The following is a 15,999-nucleotide window of genomic DNA, read 5'->3' on the forward strand; positions in this document are numbered from 1 at the left end:
CGTCGGCGCGAAAGCGCCGATGCCCGGTCGTTCGCCGAACGGCGTGCGAACGACCGAGATAGTCACCAGATGCAGCGACGCATCAAACCTTGATGTCGATATTCTGGCCAAGGTGAGGCGGGTTGCTGCTGGCCGGCGCCACGCTGGTGGCAGGCTGGAGCAACTGCGCGACGTTCTGCGCTTGCAGATCGAGCGTCTTGCGCAGCATCAGCAGCGATACGGGATCACTGCCCGGCTGGGCGTTGTTAAGCGCGGTAAGGGGAGATGTATTCATGCGACATGTTCCACGGTTCGTTGAGAATACGGCGATCCAGACCGGCTGAACAACACCTGTTCTGAACCCCCGCATCATCGCTTACGGCGGGAACGTCAAAAGCTTGAGGTCGACGGGATGGCCCTTCAGTGGACGACGACCATCTTGCCGCCCGCTTCGTTGGCCTCCATCATCCGGTGCGCTTCATGAATCTGGTCGAACGTGAATACACGGGACGGCTTTGCCTTGAGGCGTCCGGCGGCAACGTCGGCGGCGATATTTTGCAGCGGCACATCGGAGACCGGAAAGCCCGGCGTGCCGAACACGAAGCTGCCGAAGAATGTCAGATTGACCCCGCTCGCCATCTGCAGCAGAGGATTGAAGTCGGCGATCGGTGCCAGGCCGCCCAGCCAGCCGGCGAGGCAGACGGAGCCGCCGCGCCGGACCATCGCGAGCGAATCGAGCACCGTGCTGTTGCCCACGAGGTCGAGTACTGCGTCGATCTGCTTTGCCTCGGCAATGCGCTTCGAAAGGTCCGGCCCTTCCAGCTCGACGCGTGAAGCGCCCAGCGCCTCAAGCATCCCCGCCCGCGCGGGATTGCGCGTGGTGGCGATCACCGTCGCACCGGCGTTGACGGCGAGGTTGATCGCCGCCTGCCCGAAAGACGATGTCGCGCCGCGAATGACCAGCACTTGTCCCTCGGTGAGCTCGAGGTTGCGAAACAGGCAGGTCCACGCCGTGGCGTAGGTCTCCGGAATCGCCGCAAGTTCTGCCCACGGCAGATCGGATTCGATCAGCGCCACGTTGGAGACGGGCGCTCGCGTGTACTCGGCGTAGCTGCCGTTGATGGTCCGCCCCAGACCGCCCATCAACGCCGCGACCTTCGCGCCGACCGGAAACTCGCCGCCCGGGCACGACTTGACCACGCCGACGCATTCGATGCCGCTGACCCTGGCCGCTTCCGCCCACTCTCCACGCCGCATATGCATCTCGGCATGATTGATACCGAATGCCTTGATTTCGATCACCACGTGACCTTCCATCGGTTCCGGTTCCGGCAATTCGGCATAGACGAGGCTATCGAGACCACCGAATTTATCGAGGACGATTGCGCGCATGAGGGTTCTCCTTCGGTCAGCAGGAAGTTGTAGAAGCGGCTCGGGGAGTCCGCGGTCATCGGATCAGGAAATCGGAAATCGCCGCGGCAATGTCTGCGGCATGTGTCTCCAGCGCGAAGTGGCCGGTATCGAAGAAACGGACTTCCGCGGCGGGGATATCGCGCTTGAACGCCTCGGCTCCTGCCGGCAGGAAGAACGGATCGTTCTTCCCCCAGACGGCCAGGAAGGGGGGCTTGTGGTTGCGGAAATATTGCTGGAATGCGGGATAGAGCGCGACGTTGTTCTGGTAGTCGCCAAACAGGTCCAGCTGGATCTCGTCCGCGCCGGGGCGGCTCAGATAGTAGTCATCGAGCGAGTAGCCGTCCGGGGATACCGACGCCGGATCGCTGACGCCGTGCGTGTACTGCCATACGGTGGTCTCCTTCGTCAGCATCGCGCGAAGCGCCTCCCGGTTAGCGTGCGAAGGATCCTGCCAATAGGCCCGGATCGGGTTCCAGCCATCGCTCAATCCGTCTTCATAGGCGTTGCCGTTCTGCGAAACGATCGCGGTGATCCGCTCCGGATGCTTGAGCGCAAGCCGAAATCCCGTCGGCGCACCGTAGTCGAAGACATACACCGCGAAACGGTCGAACCCGATCACTTCGGTAAAGCGGTCGATCACGTTCGCGAGGTTGTCAAAGGTGTACGTGAAAGTGTCGCGGCCCGGCATGTCGGAGAGGCCAAATCCCGGCAGATCCGGCGCGACGATATGGAAGCGATCCGCCAGTTGGGGAATCAGGTCCCGGAACATGTGGCTCGAACTCGGAAAGCCATGCAGAAGCAGCAATTTGGGCGCGCCCGGTCGCCCGGACTCCCGATAGAACACCTTGAATCCGTCGACGTCGGCGTGGCGATAAGCGATGGTGGACATTGGTTCCTCTGCATGAAGTGATTCGGCTCGTCTCGAACCGGTCAGGTGTGAAGCAGCCAGGGTTTTTATGTAACCCACAAATTTAGTTTTTACAGGTTACAAACTGGAGGCGTAACTTGTCAAGACGATTTTTAGCGGTTACTCTTTGGCATCATGACCAGTTGGCTTCCACCATGGACTACCGACAGATTCCGCCGATATTCGTCGCCGATGCGCCAGGGCTCGATTTCCTGAATTCGGTCGCGACGCCCGTTGATGAGCAGGTCGACTGGATTGGCGACGGCGAGGGGCTGATGGCCTGGCTGGAACAGGCTGGGCTGGTGCCTGCGGAGGTACTCGCAGCGATGCGGTCGCAGCACACGCCTGAGGTCATGGATGAGATTGCCGCGAAGGCACGCAGCCTGCGGGAGTGGTTCAGGGGCTTTGTGCAGGAGAGGAAAGGTCGCGCGCTGCTTGCCAGGGACCTGGAGAAACTCGAGCCCTTGAATCGATGGCTCGAACGTGACGCGCAATACGGCGAGATCGTCGCCAATGCGGGCGCGGGGCTGGCTTTCCGTGCAAGGCGGCGCTGGGAATCACCCGAGTCACTGCTGATGCCGATCGCGGAGGCGCTCGCCAGGCTCGTGTGCGAGGAAGACTTCACCCATGTGAAGGCTTGCGAAGGCCACCGGTGCACGCTGATGTTTGCCGATCACACGCGCGGCCACGCGCGCAGGTGGTGCAGCATGGCGAGTTGCGGCAATCGCGCCAAGGTTGCGGCGCACCGCAAGCGGCTCAAGGAGGGGAACGCTGGCTGACGTTTCCGAGTCCGTCGATCGCGCGGCGGACCGCTCAGCCGAGCAGCCTTGCCTGCGCACGCAATCCGTCGAATATCGTTTCGGCCACGTCGGCGGGAAATCCCGGCGGCAAGGCCGCCGCAGTCCGCGAAATCGCGGGCTCTGTGGCGGCCAGCAGTTCGGCAAGCACCGACTCCACCTCCGGCGCGGCCAACCCCACCTGCCTGCCCTGCGCCAGCCAGTGACGCCGCTGGATTTGCGCCAGGCGATAGTAGTTCTGCGTGCCGCGCACCGCCATCGCCAGGCGCGCCTTCTGCGGCGCCAGCTGGTTCGCCCCGTTGCCGAGGATCGGATGGGCGGACAGCACGTCATACAGCGGCGTGGACCAGTAACGCCCGCCAGGGCCAATCACCAGGCTGAAATTCTTCGCATGGCCATCGGTCGCGGCCAGCATCCAGAACAGGATCTGCGTCTTGTAGAAATGGCGGCGGTCCTGCGCCGCCGCTTCGGAGGCGGCAAGGATCGCCATGATGTCCGCGATCCCGGGGCCACCATCGGCCTGGTATTTGCGCAGCGGCGACACCCCCATCGCCTGGCAGAAGTCTTCCTGCGGCAGGCGAAGGATCCACGCGTCATCTGGCGCCAGGCGGCGGTCGAATCGCTCCACCACCAGCGCCTTCTGGTCTTCAAAGACCGCCATCTCGCAGCCGGCCACGTGCAGGCCGTACGCGCGCACCAGCTGCGCGCAGAGCCATTCATTTTCGACCGACGTGCGCATGTCGGCGCGCATATTGCCCACCAGGCCGAGCGGCAACTTGAGGATATGGGTCGTCGGCGTACTGCCATGTGGCACCAGCCATTGGGCGTCGTGGCGAAGCAGCGCGGTCTTTTCCTGCGCGCCGGCGATCGACAGGCGCAGGTCGGCGTCATCGCCGTGCTGGCCGAGGGGCGCCGCGCTGGTGGTATCGCGCAGCAGCCGGGCGATATGCGCTTCGTCGGCGGGCGTGCCCTGGATCGTGTGCAGTGCCACGGGCGCCTCGCCCTCCGGCAGCAGTTGCAGCGCGCCGACGCAGTCGCGGCCCAGTGCGGCCAGCAGGTCGAACGGCCCGGTGCCATGCGTGCGATAGCGCTGCGCCAGACGGCGGCGAATGGCGTCGCTGTCTGGCAGCAAGTTGTCGAAATAGTCGGTCACCACGCTGCCACGATATGGCGCGTTGTCCGACCGGAATGGCAGCGACAGGGACAACGGACGTCCCTGTGGATCGGCGATCCAGCCAGGGTCATAGGTGAGCGACTCGCCGTCGGCACCCTGCTCCCAGATACCGGCGAACAGGCCGTTCATCCAGACGCCCAGCCGGCGCCTGAGCGGGCGGCGGCCCACTACCAGGCCTCGCGGTCGGCGCCGCCGGCAAGCTGCCTGCCCGGGTCGGCATCCCCCGGGCGCGGCGACAGCTGCAAGTCCACTTCCAGCGCCTGCAGCACGGCCAGGAGCCGGGCCATGCTGACACGATCGGGATTGGCTTCCAGCCGTGCATAGGTCTGCTGGCTTACGCCAAGCCTGGCCGCCAGTTCGGCCTGCGTCAACCCGCGGGATTTGCGGAACCCCTGCAGGACGGGTCGTAACTGGCTGATGATGCGGATGGGATAGGTGGCGGGCGTCGACGACATGGCGTTTAGTCTCACAGCCGATAGGATGTAAAGCCGTTTTACTACGGATAAGCTGTATTTTCAAGATACAACGTATAGGCTGTAAAGCGTATTTACAGCTTATACGTTGTAAGAGGCCAGCCGGATGCGTCGGCCGTGGTACATTTCCGCCCCATAGCCACTGCCCGCATGCCGCCGCCACCGATGCCAGCGCGCCCCGAATCGTCCGCCGCCAAGCCGCCCCCGATGAACGTCAAGACCGCCCTGCGCGTGATCGAGATCATCGAAACATTCGCGCGGGAGCGGCGCGCGCTGTCGCTGTCGGAACTGGCCCGCCTGCTGGCCGTGCCGGCATCGAGCTGCCTGGCGTTGATCCGCACGCTGACCTCCCTTGGCTACCTCTACGAAACCGCGCGCCGCCAGGGCTATTACCCCACCGGCCGGCTGTTGGCGATGGCGCAACAGATCGCCCGCCACGATCCCGTGCTGGATCGCGTGCACGGCACAATGAGCGAGCTGCGCGACGCCACCGGCGAGACCATCGTCATCGGCAAGCTGCACGAGGGCCAGGCGGTGGTCTATCTGGACGTGCTGGAATCCCCGCATGCGATCCGCTATATCGCCACCGCGGGGGAACGACGCGAGCTGCATGCCAATTCGATCGGCAAGGCCCTGCTATCCGTCATGGATGACGCCGAGCGCGCCACCTTGCTCGCCCAGTTGCCGTTCCACGCGTTTACCGCGCGAACGCTTGCAACGCCGGCGATGCTGGAAACAGACTTGCGGCAGTCCCGCGAGCGCGGGGCCTTTGTGAACCTGAGCGAATCGATGCCAGATGTGGGAGCGCTGGCGTGGCCGGTGCGGCTGTCGGGCGAGTGCTACGCGATCTCTATTGCCGGCCCGGTCTATCGGATCGAGCCGCATCTGGAGCGCTACGCCGCCATGCTGCGCGCGGCCTGCGCAGCGCTGGAAAAGACCTGAGCGTGGAAGCGGGTTCGATCCGGATGCCGGCGATGCCGGACCGGTCGATGCCTGCCTGATGCCTGCCGATCTAGTCGACGGTTTCCTGCGCGCGCAGGCGCCAGCCCGTGGCACCCGACAGGTCCAGGCCATCCACGGGCGCCGACGCGGCCAGGGCCAGCACGGCCCCCTCGCGCCGCCAGGTCAGGCCGTTGGCCTGCGCCAGCGGTGCCGGCACGGCTTCCACCACATGACCGATCATCGTCTGGAACAGGTTGCCGCCGTGGCACTTGATCCACGCCTCCTTCAACGTCCAGAGCTGGAAAAACGCCGTGAGCCGGGCCGCATCCTCGCTGTCGGCCAGCAACTCGGGCAGCGCGGCACGCTCGGCCTCCGTGGTCGTGGCCTCGATCAGCGTATCGAGATGCTTGCGGGGCTGCATTTCCTCGATATCGATGCCGACCGGCAAATCGGAGACCGCACAGGCAAGGTGATCGCCCGAATGGGCAATGGAAAGGAATACGGGCGTGCCCACCGCGCCGCCCGCATGGGTGGCCAGTGGCGGCGCGTCCTGTGCAGCGGATAGCGACCATTCCGATGCGTCGCCGCCAAACGTCACCGACAGCAGCCGCCGAGCCAGCCAGCGGCCCGCAGCAAACTGCTCGGCGCGGGACCGCGCTCGCAGGGCCGCCAGCCGGGCCAGTTCCTCCGGCGACATCCAGCGGCCGACAGGCGGCGCCATGGCCGCAAATGCCATCACCGATCCGGTACGCAGCGCAAGCGGCATGACGATGGCTCTGTCTGTTGGTCGGTGTTTGGAGGGGCCATCAAAAGCAAGCGATAGCGGTTCTGGCCCGGTCGGCGCCGGGGTTAGTTGGCGACCCGGGCGTAGGTGCCCTTCAGCGCCACCCCCACCACCACGGCGCCGGCGTGGCACTCGTAGTCCGTCGGGTTGGCGTTCTCGTCCTTCTTGTAGTAGCTGACCATGTTCACCACCGCGTTGGCGCCGAGCGACTTGGCCTTGTCCTGGAAGGCAATCAGCGCCGACAGCGCGGCCCAGCGGCAGGCTTCCTCGTCGCTCTTGCCCACGCCGTTGGTCTTCTTGTTGGACACGTCGCTCTCCTTCTTCTCCAGCACCTTGGGCGTGCGCGCGCCGGCCAGGTAGAACTTGACCGAACCGTCCAGCTTGTCACGGGCTTCGGACATGTCCAGCACTTCCTGGAGCGGCAGCATGTACTTGGTGTCGCGCGCGGCAGCGGGCGTGGACAGCAGCGTGCCGGCACAGGCGAGGGCGACCAGCGGGAGAGCGAGTTTCATTGACCTTCCTTGTTCTTGGTTGTGGAAAAGGCGAAAAAACAGCGGTGCTGCGGACAACTCGGGCAAGCACCCGGGGCGCCCCGGGTGAAAATTCAGGCGTCCCAGCGACGGAACACCAGCGAGGTGTTGATCCCCCCGAACGCAAAATTGTTGCTCATCACGTACGCGGTGTCGAGGCGGCGCCCCTCACCCATGATGTAATCCAGCGACGCACACCGCGGATCCGGATTGACCAGGTTCACCGTGGGCGCGAACCAGCCATCGCGCATCATCTCGATGGTCATCCAGGCCTCCAGCGCGCCGCACGCGCCAAGCGTATGGCCCAGGTAGCTCTTGAGCGAGCTCACGGGCACGGCCGGGCCCAGCACGGCATGCGTGGCGTGGGACTCGGCGATGTCGCCGTGGTCCGTGGCCGTGCCATGCGCGTTGACATAGCCGATCCGCCCGGGCGCCAGGCCCGCGTCCTGCAGCGCCAGCCGCATCGCCACGGCCATCGTCTCCGCCTGCGGCTGCGTCACGTGGGCGCCGTCGCTGTTGGTGCCATAGCCGACGATCTCCGCCAGGATGCGCGCGCCGCGCGCCTGGGCGTGCTCCAGTTCCTCCAGCACCAGCGTGCCGGCGCCCTCGCCCAGCACCAGGCCATCGCGGTCCGCATCGAACGGGCGCGGCGTGGTATGCGGCGCATCGTTGCGCGTGCTGGTGGCGAACAGCGTGTCGAACACCGCGGCTTCCGTCGGGTCCAGCTCCTCGCCGCCGCCGGCCAGCATCGCCACCTGTCGGCCGGCGCGGATGGTCTCATACGCATAGCCAATGCCCTGGCTACCCGAGGTGCAGGCGCTGGACGTGGTCAGGATGCGTCCCGTGATGCCGAAGAACACGCCAATATTGACGGCCGTGGTGTGCGGCATCATGCGGATATAGGTCGTGGCGCTGATGTCCTCCGTGGTCCGCTCGCTCATCATGCGGCCGAAATCCTGCACCGCGGCCGGCGTGCCCGTGGACGACCCATAGGCAATGCCCATCTGCCCGCCCGTCACCAGCGAATGGCCGGTCAGGCCGGCGTCCGCCAGCGCGGCCTCGCTGGCCATCACGGCCATCAGCGCCACGCGGCCCATCGACCGCGTCAGCTTGCGCGTGTAGTGCGGCGGCAACGCGAACGGCGGCACCGGCGCCGCCAACTGCGTGTTGAGGCCCCTGATATCGGCCCATTCCGGCATGTGCACGACCGCATTGCGGCCGCTGGCCAGGCGCTCGCGCACCGTGGTCCAGTCGTTGCCCAGTGCGCTGATGGCGCCTGCGCCGGTGACGACAACCCGCTTCATCCGAACATCCCCCCGTTCACGGAAATTACCTGCCGTGTAATGTAACCGGCATCTGGGGACAACAGGAAGGCCACCGTGGCGGCCACCTCGTCCGGCGTGCCGATGCGCCGCGCGGGAATCATCTTCAGCGCTTCCTCGCGCACGTGTTCTTCGATCATTTCCGTATCGATCAGGCCCGGCGCCACGCAATTGACCGTGATCTGGCGGCGTGCCAGCTCGATCGCCAGCGCCTTGGTGGCGCCGATGATGCCGGCCTTGGCCGCGCTGTAGTTCGTCTGGCCGCGATTGCCCACCAGCCCGGACACCGACGACAGCGTGACGATGCGCCCCGGCTGGCGCCGCTGCACCATCGGCATGACGACCGGATTCAGCACGTTATAAAACGCATCGAGGTTGGTGTGAACCACCTCGTCCCATTCCTCCCCGCTCATGGCCGGAAATGCCGCATCGCGGGCCAGGCCGGCGTTGCAGACCACGCCGTAGTAGCAGCCATGTTCCTCGATATCGGCCAATAGCGCGCTGGCCGCGGCCTGGCGCTGCGCCACGTCGAACGCCAGCACGCGCGCGCTGCGGCCAAAGGCGCGCACGGCGTCCGCCACCGATTCGGCCTCGTCGCGGCGCGCGCGGCAGTGCACCACCACGTCGTACCCGTCGCGCGCCAGCCGCAGCGCGATGGCGCGGCCGATGCCACGCGAGGAACCCGTGACGAGCACGGTCTTGTTGGTCATGCTTGCTGCCCCTGGAGAAACGCCTGCGCGTCGGCAGGCTGGAAAACCGAAACGTTGGCGCGCGCCACCTCGTGTCCGTCCAGCGCGAGGGTGCACGCGAACATGCCGAGGCCGTTGTCCCCGATCAGTTCCACTTGCGTGCGGATGGTGAGTACGCTGCCCACCGGGAATGCCGCCACATCGCACGCATAGCGGCGCGAGCCGAGCAGGAAGCCCAGTCCGGGCTTGCGGCCGGCCGCGCGGTCCCGCACACCGGCCCACGCGGCGATGGTCTGGGCCATGTACTCGATGCCGGTCCAGCCGGGCATGCCGGCGTCGTCGACAAACAGCTGCGTGGCGCGCACGGTGGCCCGCGCGACGCACTGCTCGGCGTCGGCATGGACCAGTTCATCGATCAGCCGCATGGCGCCCGCATGCGGGACCACCTCGCTGACCGGAGGCAATGGCGTGCCGGATGGCAAGTCGGGTGCGGTCACGTCAGCCCTCTCCCATGACCAGCACGCTGTTGCTGCCGCCAAAGGCGAACGAATTGCTCATCACGTAGCGCGCCGGGCGGCCGAGCGATTCGTCCGCGCCCACCACGTGCAGCGGCGGCAGCGACGGGTCGGACGCGCCATCCCACCAGTGCGCCGGCAGCCTGCCGCGCGGATTGTCCGTCAGCGTCAGGTACATCAACGCGGCCTCCACCGCGCCGGCCGCGCCGAGCGTGTGGCCGGTCTGCGGCTTAGTCGAGCTGACCGGCACCGCGTGGCCGAACAAGTCCGCCACCGCGCGCGATTCCATCGCGTCATTCTGTTCGGTCGCCGTGCCGTGCAGGTTCAGGTAGTCGATGGCGCCGGGCTCGATGCCCGCGCGCGCCACGGCCTGCTGCATCGCCACGCGCGCGCCGGCACCGGCGGGATCCGGCGCGGACATGTGATGCGCGTCGGAGGTCTCGCCCCAGCCGGCCAGGCGGACCGGGCCGGCTTCGCGCGACATCAGGAACAGCGCCGCGCCCTCGCCCAGGTTGATGCCGTGGCGATGCGCCGACAGCGGATTGCAGCGCTCGGCGCTGACCGAATCGAGCGACCGGAAGCCCGCGATGGTAAAGCTGCAGAGCGTATCGACGCCCCCGGCGATAGCGATATCGGCCATGTCATGCTCCAGCAGCCGCGCGGCCGCGGCCATGGCCTTGGCGCTGGACGAGCATGCCGTGGAGATCGTATAGGCCGGCCCGGCCGTGCCGAGCGCCAGGGCCAGGTATTGCGCGGGCGAGCCGAGCTCCTGCTGGCCGTAGTGGAACGCAGCCGGCCACTTTCCCGGCGCACCCGATGCGTCCGGCACCGCGCGGGTCCGCACGGCCAGCTCGCCATCGCTGATCCCCGAGGTGCTGGTCCCCAGCACGATGGCCACGCGCGTCGGGCCCACCCGGGCGATGGCTTCCTGCACCACCGGACGCAGCGCATCCAGCGTGCGGTCCAGCATCGCGTTGTTACGGCTGACCAGTCCGGGCGGCAACCCGCCGGGCAGGTCGGTGGCAGCAATCGGCTCCCGCACGGTGCCCAGGTGCAGCGGCGTGCCGGGCGTATAGCGATCCGTGACCTCGCCGCCGGCCGGGCCGTCGGTGCGCCAGAGTGCCGAGCGCACGGCGTCCTGCCCGCTGCCCAGCGCGCAGATCACGTTCATCGCGTTCAGGAAAATCGTCATGGCGCCCCCCCTTCTGCCCGCAACGTGCGGATAGTGAGCCGGTAGCCGTCGCGGAGCTGCGTGAACACGGTCGTGGCCGCATCGGGATAGCGGATCTCGGCCACGGTTTCGTCGCCGGCGCGCAGGCGGCGTACACCTTGCGCGATGTCCACGCGCCACCCTGGCGGCAGGGCTGCCTGGATGGCATCGACGGGCCACAGCGACAACTGCAGATCACTCAGGATACGCTCCGGCACGAGTTCCGCGGGAGCCCAGGGCGCACGCGTCACCCGCAGCTCGCGGCCATCCCAGTCCAGCCGGGCCAGCACCTGCCCGCCCGCCACCGCAGCCAGCCGCGTGTGGCCGGCATCCGCCTCCAGCAGTGCGAGGATATCGCGCGTCTGCTCGCCCTGCGGCGAGGGGTATTGCACCGTGATCTGCTGCTGCAGGTTCAGCGCGCGCCCAAGCGACGCCGGCGGCAGCCGCAGCAGCGGCACCGCCGGGCGGACTGCTAGGGCACGCACGTCTTCCGTCGGTGCGGTGCCCGTCTGCGTCGCGCAGCCGGCGAGCGCCGTGAGTGTCCCAAGCGCCGCCAGCGCCACGACCGCCGCGCGGGCCTTCATCGACACGACGTGGCTCAAGCCGCGCAAAGCTGCTCCAGCACATTCAGGCGGCGACGCGACTCCGCGACGAACGGATTGCTCCGGTCCCACGCGTATCCGGCCAGGATGGCCGAGATCATCTGGCGAATCTCCGGCGTGGCATTCGGGTGGAAGATCAGCGTCTGGAAACGCCCTTCGTACCAGGCTTCCACGAAGGTGCGGAAGCAATCCACGCCCGCCTTCAGCGGCCTGGCATAGTCGCCCTCCCAGTCCACCGCTTCCCCGGCGAGCTGGCGCGCCACGCAGGCCGTGGCCAGGCTGGCCGACTTGAACGCGATGGTCACGCCCGACGAGAACACGGGGTCCAGGAACTCGCCCGCATTGCCAAGCAGCGCGTAACCGTTGCCCCACAGCGAACTGACGTTGGCCGAATATCCGACGATCTGGCGTGCCGGCGTGTCCCAGTTGGCGTCCTTGAGCAGCGCGGCCAGCCCCGGCTCTTCGCTGACCAGCGTCTTGAGCTTCGCCATCTCGTCGCCGGCATAGCGGTCGAGGAACGACTTCTCGGCGACCACACCCTGCGAGCAGCGGCCGTTGGAAAACGGGATCGTCCAATACCAGACATCCACATGCTCCGGATGCACGCCGATGCGGATTTTGTTGCGATCGAACGTGCCCACCGGAACGCGGTCTTCCACGTGCGTGAAAATGGCCGCGCGCACCGGGAAATTCGAGGGCGATTCCAGCTTCAGCAGGCGCGGCAGGATGCGGCCAAAGCCGGACGCATCGAGCAGGAACTTTGCCCGCACGGTGTACAGCTCGCCTTCCGGATCGCGCACGGTGACCGATGGCTGCGCGCCGGACACGTCCACGGCCTCCACGGCATGGCGGAAACGCACCTCGGCGCCCTGCTTCTGCGCCTCGCGGATCAGCACGTCATCGAAATGCGCGCGCTGGACCTGGTACGTCGTGCCCCAGCCCTCGGAAAACTTGTCGCGGAAATCGAAATCGGTATAGCGGTCGCCGCGCGCGAAGGCGGCGCCGTTCTTGTACTGGAAGCCGGCTTCGACCACGGCCTGCAGCATGCCGGCTTCCTCGATGTATTCCATGCTTTGCGGCAGCAGGCTTTCACCGATCGAAAAGCGCGGGAAGGTTTCCTTCTCGATCACCAGCACCTGGATGCCGCGCTTGCGCAGCAGGCCGGCGGCCACGGAGCCCGCGGGCCCGGCCCCGACGATCAGTACTTCCACCTGTTCCGTTTTCATGTGAATCAACCCTGTTCAGTTTGTTGTGATGAAGCATGCGCCGCAGCCGATGGCCGGAACCACGGCGACAGCACCCAGACCGCACCCACGCCCGACAGCATGGTCATGCCGAACGCATGCAGCGCCGGCGTCGAAGACAACGCCAGCAGCCCGAAGGCCAGCAGCGTGCTGGCGGCACCGAGCACGATGGCGGTCCACGACACGCCATCGCCGGGATGCTCCAGCAGGAAGATGCCATAGTCGACGCCCACCCCCAGCAGCAGCGCCAGCGCCAGCACGGAGAACAGTTGCAGCGGCACGCCCAGCCAGCCGAGCACGGCCACGCTGAACGCCGCCGACAGCAGCGTGGGCACCAGCGCGCGCCAGCCGGCGCGCCCGTATCGCCAGAACAGCAGCAATGCCACGCCCGCCGCGCCGGCCAGCAGCAGCCAGCTCATCAGCACGCGGTAGTGGTGCAGCAGCGAAGACAGGTCCGCGATACGGTCGACCCACTCGGCGCCCTGCACCGCATTAACGGCAGCGGCGATGCCGGGCATGACCGCTGGCTTGTCCAGGCCTCGCAACAGCATCACGCTGGCGTAGCCGCTGCCTTCGCGGTCCAGCCACAGATGCCGCAGCGTGCCAGACACCGGATGGGCCAGCCACGCAGGCAATGTCAGCACGGCGTCCGCGGCGGTGGCTTGCGGCGCCGCGATGGCGCCACCCAGCGCCTTGGCCACGCGGTCGCGCACGGCGGCCTCCTGACCGTCCGCCAGCGCAGCATCGGCACGCTGGCGCGCGGCCGAAGGCACCCAGTCGGAGATCGACAGGAACCCTTCCAGATCACCACGGCGGATGGCATCCGCGAGCCTTGCCTTGACCGCTTCCTCGCGCGCCAGCACCTCGTCCGGGCTGGCGCCACGCACCAGCACGAACTGCGCCGGGCTTGGCGTGCCGAGCAGGCGTCCGGCGGTGCGCTGCGCGTCGATCAGTGCCGGGGGCGAACTCTGCAACTGCCGCACATCATCGGCAACGCGGACCTGCCAGACACCCGGCACGATGAACAACGCGAGGGCCCCCAGCGCCAGCCACGTACGCCAGTCGGCGCGCACGCGCGGCCAGCGCGCGAGGCTGGCCGACAGCCAGTTGGACAAGCGCGTCTGCCGCAGCGCGCCACGGTCCAGCAACGGGAACCAGAACACCACGGTCAGGAAGGCCGCGACCAGCCCCACCGCCGAAAACAAGGCCATCTGCCGTAGGCCCGGGAACGGCGCAACACCGAGCGCCAGGTATGCCACGACGCTGGTGGATAGCGCCAGCGCCATGCCCGGCAGCAGGAACCGCATCACGGATGGCGGCGTGGCGCGCGGCATGGCCTGCCGGGTCACGAAGTAATGGATGCCGAAATCCTCGGCCACGCCGACCAGGCTGGCACCGAAGACCAGCGTGATCAGGTGCACGCGATCGAACACGATAGCCGTGGCGGAGATCGCGGCCGCCGTCCCGATCAATAGCGACAGGCCAACCAGCACGATCGGCCGCAGGGACCGGAACGCCAGCCAGACCAGCAGCAGCACCGCTGCCAGCGATCCCCAGCCGATCACGTTCATTTCCCAGTTGGCCTGCGCGGCCGCGGCCTCGGCGTGCAGCGGAATGCCGGCGGCCACCACGCGCACATCGGCATCGCCTTGCCGTGCCGCCACTTCCGCCGCGCGCAGCAGGTCGCCGTAGCCGGTGCTGCCGGTGACCGAGAACGCCGGCTTGGTGATGTGGTACGTCAACAGCGCCCATTCCCGGCCATCGCCCGTCAGCGCCGCCAGCCCGTCACGCTCGTGCACGCGGGTCACGGCGGCGCGCGACAACCACCAGTCCTGCCACAGCCCGAGCGGATCGGCTGCCCAATCGGTCAGGCGCGGGCCGGTCGACAACTGATAGAGACGGGTCAGCGCCTGCTGGGCGAGCGCATCGGGATTTGCGTGCTGCAATTGCTGGCGCTGCGTATCGGTCAGCAAGCGGTCCCGCCACGGCCGGTAGAACGCCAGCGCGGCATCGAAATCGAACGCGGCGATCTTGTCGACCGGCTGCAGCAGATCGCCGCCCTGCGCCGTCGACTGGCGGAAGCGCTCGGCGGCGCCGCGCGTGCGCGCCCAGTCCGGACTGCCGACCAGCACCACGACCTCGCGCCCCACGCCATCGGCAAGGCGGCGCAGCACGCGATCCGCCGTGGCCGTGCGCTCGCTGGTTGGCAGCAGCGCCATCACATCCGTATCCAGGCGGGACGCACGCCAGAACTGCACCTGGTGCGCAACCAGCGCGATCACCAGCAGCAGCCAGCCGATGGCCAGCGCGCGTTCGAGCCGGCTCAGGCCGCCCCGCATCGCCACCCCGTCCGCCACGTTACTCAAAGCGCTGCTCCTCCCCGGCGGTGAGCCTGGCGGCCGCTACCGGGTCGATCATCCTGACCACGGTGCTGTCGCCGCTGCCCTCCTCCAGGCGCACATTGCGCACGTACTTGTCGCCAGCCAGTTCGATCCGCGTGAACACGCGGCGCATGCCGGCATCGGTCGGCGTCAGGGTCAGCGTCCAGCCGGCGTTGCCCACCAGCTTGCCGGTCACGTCGAAACGCGTGGCCAGCCCGCGCAGGTCACCGCGCAGCACGGCAATCATCGATTCGCCCACCACGCGCATGGCGGGCTGGGCGTCGGCCTGCATCTGCTGCTGCACGCGGCCGTCGGCGCCGCGCATGACCAGTTTCTCGGGCGTGACCAACAGGCTCGACGGAAACGGATCGCGCGTGCTCCAGACCACGCCGCGTCCGCGCGCCAGCACAAAATCCCCGCGCGAAACCAGCGGATTGCTGAAGCCAGCCAGGCGGCGCGTCTGCTCGAACTGGCCACGAATCACGGGCGCGTCGGCCAGCCGTGCCGCCACGGCGCCGAGCAGGTCTTCGGAGAACACAGGGGCTGCGGCCAGCAAGCCGGCCGCCATCGTCATCGCCATGGCTCCACGCAGGAGATGGCGCCGCTTCACGGCTCAACTCCCAGTTTCTCGAGCAGGACCGGCGGGCACACGTACAGCATTTCCTGCGTGGCGATCTCCACGGCCACCTGGATCGAATAGCCCTTGGTCAGGCGCTGGCCGGACGCGGCGTCGCGGATCTCGTAGTCGATCCGGAGCCGGTTTTCCCACTCGACAATGGTGGCGCGGACGATCATCGACTGGCCATAGACCAGGGGCCGTACATACTTGACGCGCAGATCCACGACTGGCCAGGCGTAGCCGGAATCCCGCATCTGCGGATAGTCGTAGTCGATCTGCTGCAGCAGCGCACAACGCGCCACTTCGAAATAGCGGATGTAGTTGCCGTGCCAGACCACGTTCATCGGGTCGAGGTCATGAAAGGCCGGCGTGAGGGTAATCTCGTGGCTGATAACTTTGGACATGGGGTTTCCGGTGG

General features: G+C 67.3%; 17 protein-coding genes and 1 pseudogene. 2 read left to right on the plus strand and 16 right to left on the minus strand.

Annotated elements, in window-relative coordinates:
* Nucleotides 1-82: 82 nt before the first annotated feature.
* The 3 genes from AC1DOX_RS20235 to AC1DOX_RS20245 all read right to left on the minus strand — a co-directional run bounded on the left by AC1DOX_RS20235 (nucleotide 83) and on the right by AC1DOX_RS20245 (nucleotide 2,281).
* Nucleotides 83-274, minus strand: coding sequence for a YjfB family protein (locus tag AC1DOX_RS20235; protein ID WP_092139755.1), 192 nt, complete (start codon nucleotides 272-274; stop codon nucleotides 83-85).
* Between the two features lie 125 nt (nucleotides 275-399).
* A complete protein-coding gene (locus AC1DOX_RS20240; protein WP_441620125.1) occupies nucleotides 400-1,371 on the minus strand; it encodes a zinc-binding alcohol dehydrogenase family protein in 972 nt (323 codons plus the stop codon).
* A 55-nt stretch (nucleotides 1,372-1,426) separates the two neighbouring features.
* Nucleotides 1,427-2,281, minus strand: a complete 855-nt coding sequence (locus AC1DOX_RS20245) for an alpha/beta fold hydrolase (protein ID WP_441620127.1) — start codon at nucleotides 2,279-2,281, stop codon at nucleotides 1,427-1,429.
* Nucleotides 2,282-2,454: 173 nt separating this feature from the next.
* Here AC1DOX_RS20245 and AC1DOX_RS20250 point away from each other — a divergent pair, with 173 nt between their 5' ends.
* Complete coding sequence (locus tag AC1DOX_RS20250) at nucleotides 2,455-3,078, plus strand: CGNR zinc finger domain-containing protein (RefSeq protein WP_441620223.1); 624 nt, start codon at nucleotides 2,455-2,457, stop codon at nucleotides 3,076-3,078.
* Nucleotides 3,079-3,112: 34 nt separating this feature from the next.
* On the opposite strand, the gene AC1DOX_RS20255 is transcribed toward AC1DOX_RS20250, so the two are convergent.
* Nucleotides 3,113-4,399 (minus strand): type II toxin-antitoxin system HipA family toxin, encoded by a 1,287-nt coding sequence (locus AC1DOX_RS20255; protein WP_441620129.1) that lies wholly within the window; start codon nucleotides 4,397-4,399, stop codon nucleotides 3,113-3,115.
* Nucleotides 4,338-4,725 (minus strand): annotated as a pseudogene (locus tag AC1DOX_RS20260) (helix-turn-helix domain-containing protein). The gene AC1DOX_RS20255 and the pseudogene AC1DOX_RS20260 overlap by 62 nt, the downstream one beginning before the upstream one ends.
* A 225-nt stretch (nucleotides 4,726-4,950) precedes the next feature.
* Between AC1DOX_RS20260 and AC1DOX_RS20265 the strand changes: the two are divergent.
* Nucleotides 4,951-5,685: an IclR family transcriptional regulator gene (locus AC1DOX_RS20265; RefSeq protein WP_441620131.1), complete on the plus strand. Its 735-nt coding sequence runs from the start codon at nucleotides 4,951-4,953 to the stop codon at nucleotides 5,683-5,685.
* 70 nt (nucleotides 5,686-5,755) lie between these two features.
* Here the strand turns inward: AC1DOX_RS20265 and AC1DOX_RS20270 are convergent, their stop codons facing one another.
* From AC1DOX_RS20270 to AC1DOX_RS20320, 11 genes are all read right to left on the minus strand, one after another.
* Nucleotides 5,756-6,451, minus strand: coding sequence for a 4'-phosphopantetheinyl transferase family protein (locus AC1DOX_RS20270; RefSeq protein ID WP_092139764.1), 696 nt, complete (start codon nucleotides 6,449-6,451; stop codon nucleotides 5,756-5,758).
* Between the two features lie 83 nt (nucleotides 6,452-6,534).
* The gene (locus AC1DOX_RS20275) at nucleotides 6,535-6,981 is read right to left on the minus strand and encodes an excinuclease ATPase subunit (protein WP_092139766.1); all 447 of its coding nucleotides are present in this window, start codon (nucleotides 6,979-6,981) and stop codon (nucleotides 6,535-6,537) included.
* A 92-nt stretch (nucleotides 6,982-7,073) separates the two neighbouring features.
* Nucleotides 7,074-8,303 (minus strand): beta-ketoacyl-ACP synthase, encoded by a 1,230-nt coding sequence (locus AC1DOX_RS20280; protein ID WP_441620134.1) that lies wholly within the window; start codon nucleotides 8,301-8,303, stop codon nucleotides 7,074-7,076.
* Nucleotides 8,300-9,031 (minus strand): 3-oxoacyl-ACP reductase FabG, encoded by a 732-nt coding sequence (gene fabG / locus AC1DOX_RS20285; RefSeq protein ID WP_441620136.1) that lies wholly within the window; start codon nucleotides 9,029-9,031, stop codon nucleotides 8,300-8,302. The genes AC1DOX_RS20280 and fabG overlap by 4 nt, the downstream gene beginning before the upstream one ends.
* Nucleotides 9,028-9,507 carry a hotdog family protein gene (locus tag AC1DOX_RS20290; protein ID WP_441620138.1) on the minus strand — a complete coding sequence of 160 codons (480 nt, stop codon included), beginning with the start codon at nucleotides 9,505-9,507 and terminating at the stop codon, nucleotides 9,028-9,030. Before AC1DOX_RS20290 ends, fabG begins: the two co-directional genes overlap by 4 nt.
* A gap of 1 nt (nucleotide 9,508) precedes the next feature.
* The gene (locus AC1DOX_RS20295) at nucleotides 9,509-10,717 is read right to left on the minus strand and encodes a beta-ketoacyl-ACP synthase (protein ID WP_441620140.1); all 1,209 of its coding nucleotides are present in this window, start codon (nucleotides 10,715-10,717) and stop codon (nucleotides 9,509-9,511) included.
* Nucleotides 10,714-11,337 (minus strand): DUF3261 domain-containing protein, encoded by a 624-nt coding sequence (locus tag AC1DOX_RS20300; RefSeq protein ID WP_441620142.1) that lies wholly within the window; start codon nucleotides 11,335-11,337, stop codon nucleotides 10,714-10,716. Before AC1DOX_RS20300 ends, AC1DOX_RS20295 begins: the two co-directional genes overlap by 4 nt.
* Nucleotides 11,334-12,563 carry an NAD(P)/FAD-dependent oxidoreductase gene (locus AC1DOX_RS20305; RefSeq protein ID WP_441620144.1) on the minus strand — a complete coding sequence of 410 codons (1,230 nt, stop codon included), beginning with the start codon at nucleotides 12,561-12,563 and terminating at the stop codon, nucleotides 11,334-11,336. Before AC1DOX_RS20305 ends, AC1DOX_RS20300 begins: the two co-directional genes overlap by 4 nt.
* 5 nt (nucleotides 12,564-12,568) lie before the next feature.
* Nucleotides 12,569-14,938: an MMPL family transporter gene (locus tag AC1DOX_RS20310; protein WP_441620225.1), complete on the minus strand. Its 2,370-nt coding sequence runs from the start codon at nucleotides 14,936-14,938 to the stop codon at nucleotides 12,569-12,571.
* A gap of 1 nt (nucleotide 14,939) precedes the next feature.
* On the minus strand, nucleotides 14,940-15,572 hold the full coding sequence (locus AC1DOX_RS20315; RefSeq protein WP_255371372.1) for an outer membrane lipoprotein carrier protein LolA: 633 nt from the start codon (nucleotides 15,570-15,572) through the stop codon (nucleotides 14,940-14,942).
* On the minus strand, nucleotides 15,569-15,985 hold the full coding sequence (locus tag AC1DOX_RS20320) for an acyl-CoA thioesterase (RefSeq protein WP_092139776.1): 417 nt from the start codon (nucleotides 15,983-15,985) through the stop codon (nucleotides 15,569-15,571). The genes AC1DOX_RS20315 and AC1DOX_RS20320 overlap by 4 nt, the downstream gene beginning before the upstream one ends.
* Nucleotides 15,986-15,999: the final 14 nt, after the last annotated feature.

It is taken from the genome of Cupriavidus sp. 01L415 (assembly GCF_056400065.1).